We start from the raw sequence: 15,605 nt of genomic DNA on the forward strand, positions 1-15,605 counted from the left end.
GGATCGAAAAGCTATTCCTCACTGCTTGTGGGGAGAGTCCATATACACTTGTTAGGTTTTTACGCAATTCACTGATGAGAAAAGTACGTTACTAAAGATCCGAAGGCGACAAATGCTTTCCAAGAAATCCAAGCAAAGTTTATTGAAATTATGGATTTAGCGAGAAGCGCCCAATATTTTTTCACGGTGTTTATGGAGCAGCGCCAGACAGAAATTGAACAAAACAAGAAATACATAATATAGGCCGCTACAATTGTAGTAACGGCCAATACTAAAATTGTCTCTGTTCGTAGATTTAAAATATGACTTGTTTGTAATAGTACATGGCTTGCTGAGAGAAGTTTTATTAGTGCTACGGAAATGGCTGTGAAAGAAAGACTACCTAGAACATACAAAACCCAGAATGCCTTCCATAGCGGTTGGCTCCCTCCGATGAAGCTCATTTTTTTGCGAGGAGATGAAATTGGTAATGCTTCCATGCTGTAGAACCTAACTATAATTAGACACCAATTGGTGTATAAGACGCCCAGCGGGCGTGGTGTATAACATTCCTTGTCATCTGGTCGTTCCTTGTCTAGGCTGGGCCTCTCAAGGGAATGATGAATGTATAAGGGAGTTATACACCATGGATGAGAAGCCGCGACTGTTGGACCGAGTGCGGGAGCAGATTAGGCTCAAACACTACTCGATCAGAACTGAGCGTGTCTATTGCGAGTGGATAAAGCGTTATGTCCGCTTTCACAAATATCGATATCCGCTCGATATGGGGGCGCCAGAGGTTGAAGCCTTTCTTTCTGACCTCGCTGTTCGCCGCGATGTTTCTGCTTCAACGCAGAACCAAGCGCTTGCCGCATTGCTGTTTCTTTATAAGCAGGTGCTTAAACAAGAGCTGCCCTGGCTGGGTGAGGTTGTGCGGGCTAAAAAACCGGCGCGGTTGCCTGTAGTGCTCTCAATAGACGAGGTGCACCGGATACTTGCGCAGCTGGAGGGGGAAGTCGGACTTGTTGCGAGGCTACTTTACGGCGGTGGCATGCGCCTGATGGAGGGGGTGAGGCTTCGAGTCAAGGACGTCGATTTTGCCCGTAACGAAATCATTATTAGAGACGGTAAAGGCCAGAAGGACCGCGTCACGGTATTGCCGGCGACGTTGGTCGCGCCCCTCAAGCAGCACCTTGCCCGGGTTCGGCTTATGCACCAGCAGGAATTGGCGGAGGGGAGGGGGGACGTCTATCTACCTGATGCCCTTTCTCGCAAATACCCACGGGCGCCCTGGGAGTGGGCTTGGCAGTATGTATTCCCGGCCTCAGGTCTTTCGGTCGACCCACGTAGCCAGGCGGTGCGTCGGCATCATGTCGACGAAAAGCGTATACAGCGTGCATTCAAGCGTGCGCTCAACGCGTCCGGCATAGCCAAGCCTGCAACGCCTCATACATTGCGACACAGCTTCGCTACGCACTTGCTGGAAAGCGGGCAGGACATACGCACGGTGCAGGAATTACTGGGGCATGCGGACGTCAAGACGACCATGATTTACACCCATGTGCTCAACCGGGGCGGCTTGGCGGTGCTGAGTCCGCTCGATCGTATGTGACCCGCTGTTTGCTGAAAGACGCGAGCATGGCGGTTGCGGGCTAGCGGCACCGTCGCAGACTACGATCATGCGGATCGTTGCCTGCGACGGTGTTCAGTAAAAATTACTGATTACGCGTCACCCGCCACACCACATTGGCTAGGTCATCGGCGACGATCAGCGCGCCGCGCGGGTCGACGGTCACGCCGACCGGCCGGCCGCGAGTCTTGCCGTCGTCGGTGCGAAAGCCTGTGGCGAAGTCGATTGGCTCGCCCGCAGGGCGGCCGTCGCGGAAGGGTACGAAAATCACCTTGTAGCCGACCGGTTCCTTGCGGTTCCAGCTGCCGTGCTCGCCGATGAACACGCCTTCGGCAAACCGCTCACCCATCACGTCGGATGAAAAATCCAGGCCAAGCGCGGCGACGTGCGAGCCCAGAGCGTAGTCCGGCGTGATGCTGGCAGCGACCTTGTCCTTGTCCAGTGGGCGCACGCGGTCATCGACGTTCTGGCCCCAGTAAGCGTACGGCCAGCCATAGAAGCCGCCTTCCTTAACGGACGTCAGGTAGTCCGGCACCAGGTCTTCGCCAAGTTCGTCGCGTTCGTTGACTACCGTCCACAGCTGGCCGGTTTCCGGCTGTATCGCCATTGCGGTGGGGTTGCGCAGGCCGGTGGCGTAGGGCTTGTAGGCGCCGGTTTCGGCGTTGACCTGCCAAACCATGGCCCGGTCGACCTCGGCTTCCATACCACGCTCGGTGATGTTGCTGTTTGAGCCGATGCCGACATAAAGGTACTGGCCGTCCGGGCTGATGGTCAGGGCCTTGGTCCAGTGGTGGTTGATCTCCGACGGCAGGTCCGCCACTTTGGTTGGCGGGCCGCTGGCCTCGGTCTGGCCGTCCTGATAGTCGAAGCGAACGAGTTCGTCCTGGTTGGCGACATATAGATTGCCGTCGTGGAAGGCCAGCCCATACGGCGCGTTGAGGTCTTCGGCGAATACGGTTTGCAGCTCGTAGGTGCCGTCACCGTCCGCATCGCGCAGCAGGGTCAGGCGGTTGCCGCTTTCTACCGAGGTGTTGCCCTTGGCCTTGAGATAACCGGCGATGACGTCCTTCGGCTTGAGCTTAGCCGCGTTGCCGCCGCGGCCCTCGGCGACAAGGATGTCGCCGTTGGGCAGCACCAGGGTCTGGCGCGGAATCTTCAGATCGGTGGCGATTGCCGTCACGCTGAAGTTCTCAGGAACCGTGGGCACCTGATCGCCCCAGGGGGTTGGCTCGGCGATCTTCATACTTGGCAGCAGGCCGCGTTCCGGCTCGGGCAGCTTGGGGTTCGTCCCGTAGTGCTGGGCGGAGTCCTGCTCGCCACCGCATGCGCTCAGCAGTACGGCCATGGCCAGGGCGGTTAGTGCGCTTGAGCTTGAATGCTTCATGCCTCACCTCCGTCGCGCAGGTTGCTCACGCCAATCCACGTCGCGGCGCAGGCCAGTAGCGTGACGATTACCGACAGCACCAGGCCCAGCGGCATCGTCGCCCAGGCATCCTTGGCGTGCTCCAGCGCGTTGATAAAGCCCAGCACCCAGGTCGCCAAAAGCAGCAGAAAGTACATCAGTGGCCGCCCCTTCTTGTGATGGGCGCGCAGCAAGTTTACTACTGCGAATAGCAGCGCCAGGCCGCAGAAGACCAGCCCACCGGCAATCAGCCAGGCGGCAAAATTGCTCCATTGAATCTCGTAAGTCTTGAAGTAGGCGATGTCGCTGAGCATGGCGCCGAGAAACAGAGGGACGGTGCCGGCCAGCAATGTCGCATGCAGTGGGTTCGGGACGTGGCGGGAGATGCTATGGGTGGTGGTTTGCGTGCTGCGGGTGATAACGGTCACGAAGGAGTCCTCATCGCTTACGACCCATGACCTCCTGCTCGGCGCGGTTGCGCTGGGCGATCCGGCTCGGTCTGACTGACTGTGCTTAAAAGGGGATCGTGACTTACGCCTGTTAGTTCACTTTGGCGTTTACCACTCGGGCTGTTTGCGATGCATGACGGCGAGGTTCGAAGTGTGCAGGGGCACGTCTGAGCGAGATGGCGGAGGACATCGAAGACCGCAAGTGCGGCGCAAGTCAGCGGATTAGCTTCGGTAGGTAAATTAGGACTGCGGTGTTTTTCATCGATTTTGACGCAAATCGCTTGTCTGAATCAGCGAATGAGGAAATGAAATGTTGCAGGTCTACCCGTGCCCTTCGTCGACGTTTTGCGGCGTTGCTGTAAATTGACAGGCCCTCAGTAACGATCCTCTTTACTCATGACCCTCCTGATAGCGTTTGCTGTCTTATCCATTCTGGTTTCCTTCATCTGCTCTATTCTGGAAGCCGCGTTGCTCTCGCTAACACCCAGCTTCATCGCCCATCAGAAAACCTCCAAACCGAAACTCTACGAACGGCTCAAAGTCCTGAAAGACAAGGTCGATCAGCCGCTCGCCGCCATTCTGACGCTCAACACCGTTGCGCACACGGTAGGTGCTACCGGAGTGGGCGCGCAGGTGACTGTGGTGTTCGGGAACGGCTATGTCGGGATTGCCTCCGCGGTCATGACTATCTTGATTCTGGTGCTCTCCGAGATTCTTCCTAAGACCATCGGTGCTCGCTACTGGCGGTCGATTGCGCCTTACCTGCCGCCTCTTCTGGGCGCCATGATCATGTTGCTCAAGCCTTTCATCATGCTGTCTGACTTGATGATGCGGATGTTCGGCGGCAAGGAGCCGGAACATGACATTCGCCAGGAAATAAAGGCGCTGACCATCCTCGGCCGCGAAACGAAGTGCCTCGACGAAGATGAGCAGCGCGTTATCAGCAACATTCTCGATCTGCACGAAATCAAGGTTCGCGACATCATGACGCCACGCACGGTATGTGATTACACCGCGCCAGATGCCACCATCGGGACATTCAAGGAGAAGGTTGCAGACAGCCAGTACTCGCGCTACCCCGTGATCGGTGAAGATGAAACCCCTATGGGAGTCATATTCCGCTACGACGCGTTGGCGGCCGAAGAAAACGACGCGCCGGTTTCGTCCATCATGAAGCCGCTGAAGGTGACCCCTGAGACGGCGAGTGTGGAAAACCTGATGACGCAGCTTATGCATGAGCGCCAGCACATGTGTCTCGTGTATGACGAGTTCGGCAGCTGGCGTGGTTTGGTTACGATGGAAGACATCATGGAAACCATTATCGGTAAACCGATCATGGACGAGACGGATGACATCCCGAACATGCGTCGTTTTGCCAAGCGTCGCTGGGACCACCGGATCAAGAGCGCCCGCGACAGCTGATTACTTTTGCCCAGCTGCTAGGTGTCCGCAACCCTAGCGGCTTAGGCTGCCAGTACGGCTTGGCCAAGGCAGTGTTGCCGGCTTCCTCCATTCGCAGTTGCATCCTGCAGCGATTCGGCGACTGAGCCGGCATACCCAATCCATATGCATGAGGCAGCGATACCGCAGCGTGTCCCCGCCGCATCCTCTTTGCGCCCGCTTTTCGTGCCTCACGCACAAACCAAGTGCTCCGAACCGGACCATTTGATCCGTTTCGCCCTCGCCAAAACGCCAAGTCACTGATCCATAAGCAAATTGATCTAGTGGCACGCTTTCTGCTCTCTCCTCGACAGTCGCCTGTGTGCAACGGGCGGCGGCGTCACGCATACAGAGAAGCGCTTGCGCCATCGGCGACGCGCTCAGGTTTCCGCTTTGCGTCAGAGGAGTGCGTCATCCATGACTCTGCAATACGTTCCCATCATCGACCTTGCGCCGTATTTCTCCGGAGCGCCGAAGGGCAAGGCCCAGGTGGCCAAGGCCGTGGACCAGGCCTGTCGCGACATCGGCTTTCTGGTCATCACCAATCACCAGATCCCCAGTGAACTGATCGAGCGCGTGTCGCGGCTGACGCGGCAATTCTTCGCCTCGCCGTTGCCGGAAAAGCGCAAGGTCGACCGGCCCAGCCCCGACATGGTGCGCGGCTACAGCGCGGTGGCGGAGGAGAGCCTGTCGTACTCACTGGAAGAGGCGGCGCCGGGCGATCTCAAGGAATCCTTTTCCATCGGCCCCAGCGATGTGCCGGCTAAGGACTACTACCGCTGCGCCGCTGCCGGCCCGCATTTCGCGCCGAACGTCTGGCCGGCCGGCATTGAAGGCTTCGAGCAGGCTTATCGCGAGTATTTCGCCGCGATGAGCGAATTGGCGCAGTCGCTGATGCGCATTTTCGCCCTGGCGCTGGAACTGCCGGAAACCTTCTTCGACGACAAGATCGACAAGCACATCAGCATGTTCCGCAGCCTGAGCTATCCGGACCTCAAAGGCGCGGTGGAACAGGGTCAGCTACGCGCCGGTGCCCATACCGATTACGGCAGCCTGACCATCCTCAAGCCGGACAACGCGTTGGGCGGTCTGCAGGCGCGCAACCGTCAGGGCGAATGGGTGGACGTGCCGTACGTGGAAGGCGGCTTCGCCGTGAGCATCGGCGACCTGATGATGCAGTGGACCAACGATCAGTGGATTTCCACCCTGCATCGCGTGGTCAACCCGCCGGCTGACAGCCCCGCGGACAACGGCCGGCAGTCGCTGGTGTTTTTCCATCAGCCCAACTACGACGCGCTGATCGAGTGCCTGCCGAGTTGCTGCAGCGCCGCCAATCCGCCGCGCCACGCGCCGGTCACCTCCGGCGACAACCTGCTCTCCAAGTTCGTCAAGCAGACCACCTTCGGCAAAGGCCTGGAGGTCGCATGAGCACGCTGTCCTACGTCAACGTTTTCGCCCGCGACATCGAGGCGCTGAGCGGTTTCTACCGCGAGCTGTTCGGCTTCAGGAACATTCCAGACATCGCCTCACCGACCTTTCGCGGGTTGGATACCGGCAAGAGTTGCATCGGCTTCAACGCGCAGGACGCTTACGAACTGCTGCATCTGGATGAGTACGCCGACACGCGCGGCTGCAAGTTCCTGCTGAACATCGACGTCGACTCGAAAGACGAGGTCGACCGCCTGGTGCCCATTGCCGTAGCGATGGGCGCGACGCTGATCAAGGCGCCCTACGAAACCTATTACCACTGGTATCAGGCGGTGCTGCTGGACCTGGAAAACAACGTGTTTCGCATCAACCACATGCTTTGACGTGCCAACCTCAGGAAGACCAAAAATGCTCAATCAGATGAAACGGACCTTGTGTGCGGCGGTGGCTCTCGGGCTGGCGACGACTGTTGGCGTCGCCTCGGCGCAGGAAACTGAGGGGCTGACCCTCGATAAACCGGCGAAGATCGCCATGCTCTACATCAGCCCGCGCAACGACGGCGGCTGGACCCAGGCCTTTGATGAGGCGCGGCAGAAGCTCGAAACCGAGCTGGATACCAAGATCCAGTACGTCGAAAGCGTGCCAGAGAACGCCTCTTCGATCCGCCCTGCAGTGGACCGGCTGATCCAGCGCGGCGCCAACGTGATCATCGGCACCGCCTTCGGCTACTCGGACACCTTCAAGGAGCTGGCCGACAAATACCCGCAGGTGGCCTTCCTCAATGGCTCGGGCACCACCAACGGCGCCAACCTCGAATCCTTCTATGGCCGCACCTACGAGAGCCAGTACCTGTGCGGCATGGCCGCCGGCGCGGCGTCGAAGACCGGCAAGCTCGGCTTCGTCGCCGCCAACCCCTTCGGCCAGGTGAACTGGACCATCAACGCCTTCGCCCTCGGCGCCCAGGCGATCAACCCGGACGCCACCGTCACCGTGGTCTACACCGGCGCCTGGAACGACCCGGTCAAGGAGCGCGCCACCGCCATGGCGCTGATCGACGCCGGCGCCGACGTGCTCGGCCAGCACGTCGACAGCCCGACGCCGCAGATCGTCGCCCAGGAGCGTGGCGTGCACGGCACCGGCCACCACCGCGACATGCGCGAGTTCGCTCCTGAAGCCACCGTCTGTTCCTCGGTCTGGGTCTGGGACAGGTTCCTCGCGCCTGAGCTGAAGAAGATCAGCGCCGGCAACTGGGTGCCACCGGAAAACGGCGCGCTGCTGTCGATGGCCGAGGGCGGCACCGACGCAGCCTGCTGCGGCCCGGCGGTTTCCGAGGCGGACAAGGCCAAGATCATGGCCGCGCGCGAAGAACTGCTCAAAGGCGAGAAGCAGATCTACGCCGGCCCGATGCTCGACCGCGACGGCACCGAGCGCATCGCAGCCGGTGAGGTGATGGCCGACCCGGCGCTGTGGCAGATGGACTGGTTCGTCAAGGGAGTGATTACTCAGCAATGAGCAACCTCAACGCGATCCAGCTGTCCGGGGTCAGCAAGTCGTTCGACGGCTTCATGGCCCTGTCCCAGGCGGATTTCACCGCCAAGTGGGGCGAGGTGCATGCGCTGCTCGGCGAGAACGGTGCGGGCAAGTCGTCGCTGATGAACATCGCTGCTGGCCTCTACGCACCGGAAAGCGGATCGCTGTTGATCAATGACAACGCGGTGCGGCTCAGCGGCCCGCGGGATGCCAGCCGCTACCACATCGGCATGGTTCACCAGCATTTCAAGCTGGTTAAGCCCTTCACCGTGGCCGAGAACATCCAGTTGGCCCTGCCTGAGGGACCGGGCAATCACGTCTTCGCTGGCAGTCACCGGCAGCGTCTGGCGGCTTTGGAGCAGCGAATCAGCGACAAGGCAGCAGAACTGGGTTTCAGCATCGACCCGCGCAAGATCACCGAGTCGCTGTCGGTGGCCGAGCAGCAGCGGGTGGAAATCCTCAAGGTGCTGCTGGCCGGTGCGCGCATCCTGATCCTCGACGAGCCGACGGCGGTGCTCACCGACCAGGAGGCCGAGCGCCTGCTGCAGACGGTGCGCGCCTTCGCCCGCCAGGGCGCGGCGGTGATTCTGGTCACGCACAAGATGAGCGACGTCAAGCGCTTCGCCGACCGCGTCACGGTGATGCGTGGTGGGCGCACTATCCAGACCCTCGATCCGCAAACAGTCTCGGTGCCCGAGCTGGTGCGCCTGACCGTAGGCGAGTCCGCGCCGGCCAGCGAATACCAGCCGGCGATACCGGGCGAGGTGCGCTTGCAGGTGTCTGATCTGCGTTCGCGCAGTGGCGGGCACGGCGCGCTCAACGGCGTGACGCTGAGCCTGCGCGCCGGCGAGATCTACGGCATCGCCGGGGTCGGCGGCAACGGCCAGGGCGAACTGGCCAACGTGCTGATGGGCCTGCCGGAGCCCTGCGCAGGTTCGTTGGAATTGTCTGGTTTTGGCGACCTGCGCCGGGCCAGCCCTGAACAGCGCCGGGAGCTGCGCATCGCTTCCATTCCTGCCGACCGCTATGGCACGGCGCTGGCCGGCGAGCTGTCGGTGGCGGAGAACTTTGCCGTCGGGCAGATCCACAGCGATCGTTATGGCTCGTTCTTCAAGCTGCGGCGCAAGCGCCTGGAGGCCGATGCCGCCGAGGCGGTGGCAGGGTTCGATGTGCAGGGCGTGCGTTCGCTGAAACAGAAGGCGGCGCTGCTCTCCGGCGGCAATGCGCAGAAGCTGGTGATCGCCCGCGAGTTCTCCCGCGACCCGCAACTGGTGCTGGTGCACAGCCCCAGCCGCGGCCTCGATGTGCGTGCCACTGCCGCCGTGCATGCACGCCTGCGTGCCGCCCGGGATGCCGGCGCGGCGGTGTTGGTGATCAGCGAAGACCTCGACGAAGTGCTGGCCCTGGCCGATCGCATCGGCGTGATGAATGCCGGGCGCATCGTCGCCGAGTTCGACCGACCGGCGGATCGGCAGGACATCGGCAGGGCCATGGTCAGTCACGACGAGCAGATCCACGCAGAGCCAACAGCTGAAGGGGCAAACCATGAATGAACAGGTACGCCCGATGATGCTCGAGCAGGCCAGGCAGGCGGCGAAACAGGCCAAGCCGCCATTGCTGTCGCGACGCTATGCGCTGGAAATCCGCCAGCAACTGGCTTGGCATTGGCAGGCGCTGATCATTGGCCTGGCGCTGTTGCTGGGGCTGGGTATTTCCGCCGCCATCCTGATAGCCGCGGGGGTGCCGCCCGGCGAACTACTCAACGAGTTCGTCATCCTCACGGTCTTCGATGCGCAGAGTTTGAAGGCGGTCTTGTTTCAGGCCTCGCCGATGATTCTCGTCGGCCTGGCCGGTTGCATGGCCTTTCGTGCCAAGTTCTGGAACCTGGGTCTGGAAGGCCAGATGATCTGGGGGGCCATCGGTGCCACCGCCATCTCGCTGTTCGAGATCGGCCCGCAGGCCCTGCGCCTGCCGCTGATGCTGGCCGCGGCGATGCTCTGTGGCCTCGCCTGGGCATTGGCGCCGGTGCTGCTCAAGCTGCGCCTGAAGGTCAGCGAGATCATCTCGACGCTGATGCTCAACTACCTGGCGATCAACTTCCTGCTGCACCTGCTCTATGGCAGTTGGAAGGACCCGAAGAGCTCGTTTCCCTACTCGCCGCAGTACCAGCCGTTCGAGCGGCTGCCCGAGCTGTTCGACGGCATCAGCGCGGCGGTGCCGCTGGCGCTGGTCGTCGCGCTGCTGGCGCTGTGGTTCCTCGGCATTTCCCGCGCCGGGCTGTACCTGCGCTTCGTCGATGCCAATCCAAGGGTGGCGAGCGCGGTCGGCGTGCCGGTGCAGAAGATGATCATCGGCACGGTGCTGATTTCCGGCGCCATGGCCGGGATTGCCGGGTTTCTCGTCACCGCGGGGCAGGAGGGGCGGCTGACCCAGTCGTTCTACCAGGGCTACGGCTTCTCCGGCATCCTCATCGCCTTCCTCGCGCGCAACAACCCGATCGCCGCGCTGGTGGTGGCGCTGCTGATGGCGATGCTGTTCGTCGCCGGGCGCAGCCTGCAGGTGTTCTACCAGATCCCGTTTTCCATGGTGCAGCTGATCCAGGCGATCCTGGTGATCTGCGTCGCCTCGTCGGATTTCTTCATCCGCCACCGTATCCGCCGCGTCCAGGGAGGCGAAAGCTGATGGACATGATCGCCAACTGGCTGGGCAACACCCCGGATTTCGCCGTGCCCTTCGCCCTGGCGGCGCTGGGGCTGATCCTCACCGAACGCGCCGGGGTGCTGGCTCTCGGCGCCGAAGGATTGATGCTGGTCGGCGCCTTGGCCGGCATCGGCGCGCAGCTGGCGTTCGGCAGCCACGGCACGTCGCTGTTGCTGGCGATGGGCGCGGCAGCGGTGGTCTCGCTGCTGTTCGCGCTGATGGTGCTGGTGCTGCGCATCAACCAGGTGATCGCAGGGCTGGCGCTGGTGTTCTTCTGTCAGGGCCTGACCGGGCTGCTCGGCACGCTGCTGGACTGGACCAACAAGCCGGTCAAGGGGCTGAGTTCCATAGAACTCTGGCCGCTGTCGGAGCTGCCGCTACTCGGTAAGCTCTTCGTGCAGAACCCGCTGGTGTTCATGACGCCGCTGATCTTTCTTGCCGTGGTCTGGTTTCTTACTCGCACGACCACCGGCCTGCGGATGCGTGCCGTCGGGGAGAACCCGCAGGCTGCGGACGCGGCGGGAATTTCCGTGCTCGGCTATCGGCTGGCGGCGATTCTCGCCGGCTCCGCGCTGATCGGCCTTGCGGGCGGCTATATCTCGGTGCTCAGCACCAAACTGTGGATTGCCGACATGACCGGTGGCCGTGGCTGGATTGCCGTGGCGCTGGTGATCTTCGCGCGCTGGTCGCCGTGGAAGGCGCTGGCCGGTGCGCTGCTGTTCGGCTGCATCGAGGCGCTGATCCCGCAACTGGCCGCCGCCGGCGTGCGCCTGCCGCAGTACTTCGTGCTGATGACGCCCTACGCGGTGACCCTGGCGGTGATGATCTGGGTCGCCAGCGGCAAGAGCGTTTCCGGCAGTCAGCCAGGCGCGCTCGGCATTCCCTTTATCCGCGAGGAGCGTCGCTGAGGGCCGCGGCGCTTATTGCGCCGGGCTCTGGTCGCTGGAACGGCAGGTGATTTCCGCGTAGGGCTCGTCCGGCGAATAGTCGCCCGGAACCCGCTCGGTGCGCTGGGTATTTGGCGCGACGGTGAAAACCGGCGATGCCGAGGTATCCGATCGCGCTTCATTCGGTACATGGAATTCGCAGGTGATCTGGCCGCCAGTGCGGTTCATCACCTTCACCGCCCGCACTCCGAGCAATTCGCCTTCGACCCCTTCGGATTTGGCCGGCACGCCCATCGGGCTGATCTCCACATCGAGACCATTGAGGTGGGTGACCACTTCCGGCGGCGGCGTCTGGGCGAACGCCAGCGGGGCGCAGAGCGCCAGGCCGCAGGCGAGGAATGAGTGCTTGCTCATGTGAACCTCCAATATTTGGTCCCCTTTAGAAGAGCCCGTCCACGGTCGGTTCGATCGATGCGTCAGTCAATGATTGCAAATGATTAGAGGCGTCAAAAAACTGGTTGGCATGATTTGTGATGGCTCAAAGCCATGATCTATCTCGCCGTGCCATTTGTGCCGTGTTGAACTTCAGCCGTCACCAATGTTACGTGCGGTCCTTGCGAGGGTGGCTCAAGTGACAAGGTTTCTGTGCATCGCGTTGTTCGCCCTGTCAGGCACGGTATCGGCTTCGGTCGATGTGACGCTCGACCTGAGCGCTGTCGAGCGCGACTGGCTGGCCGACAACCGCTCGGTCAGCATCTGTGTCGATCCGGACTGGCTGCCGTTCGAGATGCTCAACGCCCGTGGTGAGCACGAAGGAATTGCGGCCGACCTGCTGCGTCTCGTGGCGCAACGGGCGGGCCTGCAACTTGATATCGTGTCGACCAGCGACTGGGGCCAGTCGGTGGCATTCTCCCAGGCCGGCCGCTGTCAGCTGCTCAGCTTTCTCAACCAGACGCCTGCGCGTGATGCCTGGCTGATCTTCACCCAGCCGTTGTTCACCGACGCCAATGTGGTGATCGCACGGGAAGACCACCCGTACGTGGCCGATCTGTCCGCCTTGGAAAACGCAACGGTGGCGCTGCCGTCCGGCACGTTCATCGAGGAAAGCGTTCGGCGGGATTTCCCCCAGCTGCGCGTCATCATCACCGACACCGACACCGACACCGACGCCGAGGCGCTGGCGTTGGTAAACGAGCGCAAAGCCGATCTGACCATACGGTCGCTGACCGTGGCTGCCTACACCATGCGCCGCGAGGGCTGGTTCAACCTGAAAATCGCCGGACAGCTGGCGAGTCTCGATAACCAGTTTCGCATCGGTGTGCTGAAGAGCGAACCTGTGCTGCGCGGCATTCTGGACAAGGCGATTGCGACCATTACGCCGTGGGAGCTGAACCAGATCGCCAACCGGCATGCGCCGATTCGCATCGAGTCGGGTACCGACTACCGGCTGGTCGTGCAGATCGTGGTGGTTTTCTCGGTGATGCTGCTGACCAGCCTGTACTGGATCGGGCGGCTACGGAGGCTGAACGAGCAGCTGCAGATCAAATCGCAGACCGATGCTCTCACCGGCTTGGCCAATCGTGCCGAACTCGACCGGCGCTTCGCCAGGGCGCTGGAGCAGGCGCGGCGTTACAACCGGCCGCTGTCGATCGTCATGCTGGATATCGATCACTTCAAGAGCATAAACGACGAGTTCGGTCATCAGACTGGGGACCGCGTTCTCAAGGAATTCGCCGACCTGCTGGTATCTGGTCTGCGCGGCAGTGACGCCGTCGGCCGCTGGGGTGGCGAGGAGTTTCTGCTGCTGTGTCCGGAAACCAATGGTCAGCAGGCGCTGGCGTTCGCCGAGCGCCTCTGTGAACAGTCGCGGACATCCATGTTCAGCACTGGCCGCGGTCAGACCCTCAGCGCCGGGGTTGCCGAGCTAGGGCCGGTGGACACTGCCGATAGCCTGCTACGGCGTGCGGACGCTGCGCTCTACCGCGCCAAGCACGAGGGCCGGGACCGCGTCCGCGTCTGCTGCCATGCCCCGGACGCGCAGGCGAGCTGAGTGGCGGCGCTCAGTGCTTGCCGGGTTTGCGCAGGCGCACGTAGAGGTCCTTGCCACCGGTGGCGCTGCTGCCCCGAGATTCCAGGTCGAAGCGCTTGGGCTGGTTGGCGATCAGGTCGCTGAGCTTCTTGCAGCCATACAGGCGCGGATCGAAGGCCGGGCGCAGCTTGCTGATGTTCTGCCCGAGCGTGCCGAGCTGAATCCAGTCGTCCTCCTCGGTCAGGTCGTCGAGAATCTTGGCGATGAAGTCCACCGGCACCGCCTGGCATTTGATGGTGTCGCCCTTGTCGCCTGTTTTCGGCGGCTTGCTGCTTTCTTCTACCTGTGCGGCGGCCGCGGCGAGCTTTTCCGTCGACGGCTCGGCAGCGACCTTGGTGGCGTCGGCGCGCAGGATCTCGGTATAGATGAACTTGTCGCACGCCGAGACGAATGGCGAGGGCGTCTTCTGTTCGCCGAAGCCATACACCGTCAGGCCTTCCTCGCGGATGCGTGCGGCCAGGCGGGTGAAGTCGCTGTCGCTGGAAACCAGGCAGAAGCCGTCGAAGCGCCGGGTGTAGAGCAGGTCCATGGCGTCGATGATCAGCGAACTGTCAGTGGCGTTCTTGCCGGAGGTGTAGGCGAACTGCTGGATCGGCTGGATCGAGTGGTCGAGCAGCACTCTCTTCCAGCTGCCGAGGTTGGGCTTGGTCCAGTCGCCATAGATGCGCTTGACGCTGGCGACGCCGTACTTGGCGATCTCCTCGAACAGGCCTTCGACGATGGCCGCCGGCGCGTTGTCCGCGTCGATCAGGACCGCGAGGTGTTTCTGCTTGTTCGCACTGCTGGGCTTGCTGGCCATGGTTCATCCCTGGGCTGATGATCGCCTGACCATAACGCCGACCGCCATGCCGTGGCCATAGCGGCGTGCTGCCAACGCATGCCGAGCTCGGTTAGCATGCGCGGCTTTGATCACATGGATTGCGGTGCATGGAACAGCGAGGCACGCTGAAAAGCTGGAACGACCAGAAGGGCTTCGGCTTCATTCGCCCGGAGCAGGGCGGTGAGGATGTCTTCGCGCATATCTCGGCCGTGCATGGTGAGCGCCGGCCGCTGGTGGGCGACCGGGTGCTCTACGTGGCCGGGCGCGACCCTCAGGGCCGCTTGCGCGCCGAGCATCTGCGGCTGGATGCGCCGCTGACGCTGGATCAGCCGGCGATTCGCCAGCGGCCGGGCAGTCAGCGGCAGAAGAGCGATCCTCAGGACCGCCCGCGCGCCACGGCGCGTGCCGCCGGCAAGCCAGCGCGGCAGCTGGTCGCCGGTAACATTCAGCGGCTTCCGCTCAAGCTGGTGCTGTTCGCGCTGCTCTGCCTGCTGCCGCTGGCGGGCAGCCTCCTGCGCCTCGGGGCGGTGTTGCCGTTGGCAATCTACGCCCTCGCCAGCCTGCTGACCTTCTTCCTCTACTGGCGTGACAAGCACAGCGCGCTGAAGGATCGCTGGCGCACGCCGGAAACCACGCTGCATTTCTTCGAGCTGGCTGGTGGCTGGCCGGGTGCGCTCGTCGCGCAGCAGGTGTTTCGCCACAAGACCCGCAAGCTGAGCTATCAGCTGGCGTTCTGGTTGATCGTGGTGCTGCACCAGGCGTTCTGGATCGATCTGCTGTTCATCGGCAGCGGCTTTACCCGCGAGCGGCTGGATTGGTTGTTGCGCTTGATCTGAAACGCGAAAGCCCGGCGAATGCCGGGCTTTCGGACGAGCATCGCGGCTCAGACTTTTCTGACGAACTCGGACTTCAGCTTCATCGCTCCGATGCCATCGATCTTGCAGTCGATGTCGTGGTCGCCATCGACCAGACGGATGTTCTTGACCTTGGTGCCGACCTTGACCACCAGCGACGAGCCCTTGACCTTGAGGTCCTTGATCACCGTGACGGTGTCGCCGTCCTGCAGGGTGTTGCCCACCGAGTCCTTGATCACCTTGTCGCCTTCGCCCGCGGCCGCTGCGCTTTCAGTGGCGGACCACTCATGGCCGCACTCCGGGCAGACCAGCATCTGGCCGTCTTCGTAGGTGTATTCGGAATTGCATTTGGGGCAGGGGGGCAGCGTGCTCACGGCGGGTCCTTCAGTGGAGGTGC

General features: G+C 62.0%; 16 protein-coding genes. 10 read left to right on the forward strand and 6 right to left on the reverse strand.

Annotated elements, in window-relative coordinates; translation table 11 throughout:
* Positions 1-68: 68 nt before the first annotated feature.
* A complete protein-coding gene (locus LO50_RS24710) occupies positions 69-479 on the reverse strand; it encodes a hypothetical protein (RefSeq protein WP_152623974.1) in 411 nt (136 codons plus the stop codon).
* Between the two features lie 146 nt (positions 480-625).
* Here LO50_RS24710 and LO50_RS11575 point away from each other — a divergent pair, with 146 nt between their 5' ends.
* Positions 626-1,591 (forward strand): integron integrase, encoded by a 966-nt coding sequence (locus LO50_RS11575; protein ID WP_044315078.1) that lies wholly within the window; start codon positions 626-628, stop codon positions 1,589-1,591.
* Between the two features lie 103 nt (positions 1,592-1,694).
* Here LO50_RS11575 and LO50_RS11580 read toward each other — a convergent pair whose 3' ends face one another.
* Complete coding sequence (locus tag LO50_RS11580) at positions 1,695-2,993, reverse strand: PQQ-dependent sugar dehydrogenase (protein WP_044315079.1); 1,299 nt, start codon at positions 2,991-2,993, stop codon at positions 1,695-1,697.
* The gene (locus tag LO50_RS11585; protein WP_044315080.1) at positions 2,990-3,439 is read right to left on the reverse strand and encodes a DUF2231 domain-containing protein; all 450 of its coding nucleotides are present in this window, start codon (positions 3,437-3,439) and stop codon (positions 2,990-2,992) included. The genes LO50_RS11580 and LO50_RS11585 overlap by 4 nt, the downstream gene beginning before the upstream one ends.
* 417 nt (positions 3,440-3,856) lie before the next feature.
* Between LO50_RS11585 and LO50_RS11590 the strand changes: the two genes are divergently transcribed.
* The 7 genes from LO50_RS11590 to LO50_RS11620 all read left to right on the forward strand — a co-directional run bounded on the left by LO50_RS11590 (position 3,857) and on the right by LO50_RS11620 (position 11,466).
* The gene (locus tag LO50_RS11590; protein ID WP_044315081.1) at positions 3,857-4,882 is read left to right on the forward strand and encodes a CNNM domain-containing protein; all 1,026 of its coding nucleotides are present in this window, start codon (positions 3,857-3,859) and stop codon (positions 4,880-4,882) included.
* Between the two features lie 435 nt (positions 4,883-5,317).
* Positions 5,318-6,328, forward strand: coding sequence for an isopenicillin N synthase family dioxygenase (locus tag LO50_RS11595; RefSeq protein ID WP_044315082.1), 1,011 nt, complete (start codon positions 5,318-5,320; stop codon positions 6,326-6,328).
* Positions 6,325-6,711, forward strand: a complete 387-nt coding sequence (locus LO50_RS11600) for a VOC family protein (RefSeq protein ID WP_044315083.1) — start codon at positions 6,325-6,327, stop codon at positions 6,709-6,711. The genes LO50_RS11595 and LO50_RS11600 overlap by 4 nt, the downstream gene beginning before the upstream one ends.
* A gap of 25 nt (positions 6,712-6,736) precedes the next feature.
* On the forward strand, positions 6,737-7,840 hold the full coding sequence (locus tag LO50_RS11605) for a BMP family ABC transporter substrate-binding protein (protein WP_044315084.1): 1,104 nt from the start codon (positions 6,737-6,739) through the stop codon (positions 7,838-7,840).
* Positions 7,837-9,411: an ABC transporter ATP-binding protein gene (locus LO50_RS11610; RefSeq protein WP_044315085.1), complete on the forward strand. Its 1,575-nt coding sequence runs from the start codon at positions 7,837-7,839 to the stop codon at positions 9,409-9,411. The genes LO50_RS11605 and LO50_RS11610 overlap by 4 nt, the downstream gene beginning before the upstream one ends.
* A complete protein-coding gene (locus tag LO50_RS11615) occupies positions 9,404-10,540 on the forward strand; it encodes an ABC transporter permease (RefSeq protein WP_044315086.1) in 1,137 nt (378 codons plus the stop codon). The genes LO50_RS11610 and LO50_RS11615 overlap by 8 nt, the downstream gene beginning before the upstream one ends.
* Complete coding sequence (locus LO50_RS11620; protein ID WP_044315087.1) at positions 10,540-11,466, forward strand: ABC transporter permease; 927 nt, start codon at positions 10,540-10,542, stop codon at positions 11,464-11,466. Before LO50_RS11615 ends, LO50_RS11620 begins: the two co-directional genes overlap by 1 nt.
* 12 nt (positions 11,467-11,478) lie before the next feature.
* Here the strand turns inward: LO50_RS11620 and LO50_RS11625 are convergent, their stop codons facing one another.
* Positions 11,479-11,859 carry a hypothetical protein gene (locus LO50_RS11625; RefSeq protein ID WP_003298667.1) on the reverse strand — a complete coding sequence of 127 codons (381 nt, stop codon included), beginning with the start codon at positions 11,857-11,859 and terminating at the stop codon, positions 11,479-11,481.
* A gap of 217 nt (positions 11,860-12,076) precedes the next feature.
* Between LO50_RS11625 and LO50_RS11630 the strand changes: the two genes are divergently transcribed.
* On the forward strand, positions 12,077-13,495 hold the full coding sequence (locus LO50_RS11630) for a diguanylate cyclase (protein WP_044315088.1): 1,419 nt from the start codon (positions 12,077-12,079) through the stop codon (positions 13,493-13,495).
* Positions 13,496-13,505: 10 nt separating this feature from the next.
* Here the strand turns inward: LO50_RS11630 and LO50_RS11635 are convergent, their stop codons facing one another.
* Positions 13,506-14,333, reverse strand: coding sequence for an NYN domain-containing protein (locus tag LO50_RS11635; RefSeq protein WP_044315089.1), 828 nt, complete (start codon positions 14,331-14,333; stop codon positions 13,506-13,508).
* Positions 14,334-14,461: 128 nt separating this feature from the next.
* On the opposite strand from LO50_RS11635, the gene LO50_RS11640 reads away from it, so the two are divergent.
* Positions 14,462-15,190, forward strand: coding sequence for a DUF1294 domain-containing protein (locus LO50_RS11640; RefSeq protein ID WP_044315090.1), 729 nt, complete (start codon positions 14,462-14,464; stop codon positions 15,188-15,190).
* Positions 15,191-15,237: 47 nt separating this feature from the next.
* Here LO50_RS11640 and LO50_RS11645 read toward each other — a convergent pair whose 3' ends face one another.
* Complete coding sequence (locus LO50_RS11645; protein ID WP_044315091.1) at positions 15,238-15,582, reverse strand: zinc ribbon domain-containing protein YjdM; 345 nt, start codon at positions 15,580-15,582, stop codon at positions 15,238-15,240.
* Positions 15,583-15,605: the final 23 nt, after the last annotated feature.

The organism is Stutzerimonas stutzeri, assembly GCF_000935215.1.
GTDB lineage: Bacteria > Pseudomonadota > Gammaproteobacteria > Pseudomonadales > Pseudomonadaceae > Stutzerimonas.

Coding starts and splice junctions, on each gene's coding strand:
- LO50_RS24710 (WP_152623974.1), bottom strand. CDS start 479: ATGGAAGCATTACCAATTTCATCTCCTCGCAAAAAAATGAGCTTCATC.
- LO50_RS11575 (WP_044315078.1), top strand. CDS start 626: ATGGATGAGAAGCCGCGACTGTTGGACCGAGTGCGGGAGCAGATTAGG.
- LO50_RS11580 (WP_044315079.1), bottom strand. CDS start 2,993: ATGAAGCATTCAAGCTCAAGCGCACTAACCGCCCTGGCCATGGCCGTA.
- LO50_RS11590 (WP_044315081.1), top strand. CDS start 3,857: ATGACCCTCCTGATAGCGTTTGCTGTCTTATCCATTCTGGTTTCCTTC.
- LO50_RS11595 (WP_044315082.1), top strand. CDS start 5,318: ATGACTCTGCAATACGTTCCCATCATCGACCTTGCGCCGTATTTCTCC.
- LO50_RS11600 (WP_044315083.1), top strand. CDS start 6,325: ATGAGCACGCTGTCCTACGTCAACGTTTTCGCCCGCGACATCGAGGCG.
- LO50_RS11605 (WP_044315084.1), top strand. CDS start 6,737: ATGCTCAATCAGATGAAACGGACCTTGTGTGCGGCGGTGGCTCTCGGG.
- LO50_RS11610 (WP_044315085.1), top strand. CDS start 7,837: ATGAGCAACCTCAACGCGATCCAGCTGTCCGGGGTCAGCAAGTCGTTC.
- LO50_RS11615 (WP_044315086.1), top strand. CDS start 9,404: ATGAATGAACAGGTACGCCCGATGATGCTCGAGCAGGCCAGGCAGGCG.
- LO50_RS11620 (WP_044315087.1), top strand. CDS start 10,540: ATGGACATGATCGCCAACTGGCTGGGCAACACCCCGGATTTCGCCGTG.
- LO50_RS11625 (WP_003298667.1), bottom strand. CDS start 11,859: ATGAGCAAGCACTCATTCCTCGCCTGCGGCCTGGCGCTCTGCGCCCCG.
- LO50_RS11635 (WP_044315089.1), bottom strand. CDS start 14,333: ATGGCCAGCAAGCCCAGCAGTGCGAACAAGCAGAAACACCTCGCGGTC.
- LO50_RS11640 (WP_044315090.1), top strand. CDS start 14,462: ATGGAACAGCGAGGCACGCTGAAAAGCTGGAACGACCAGAAGGGCTTC.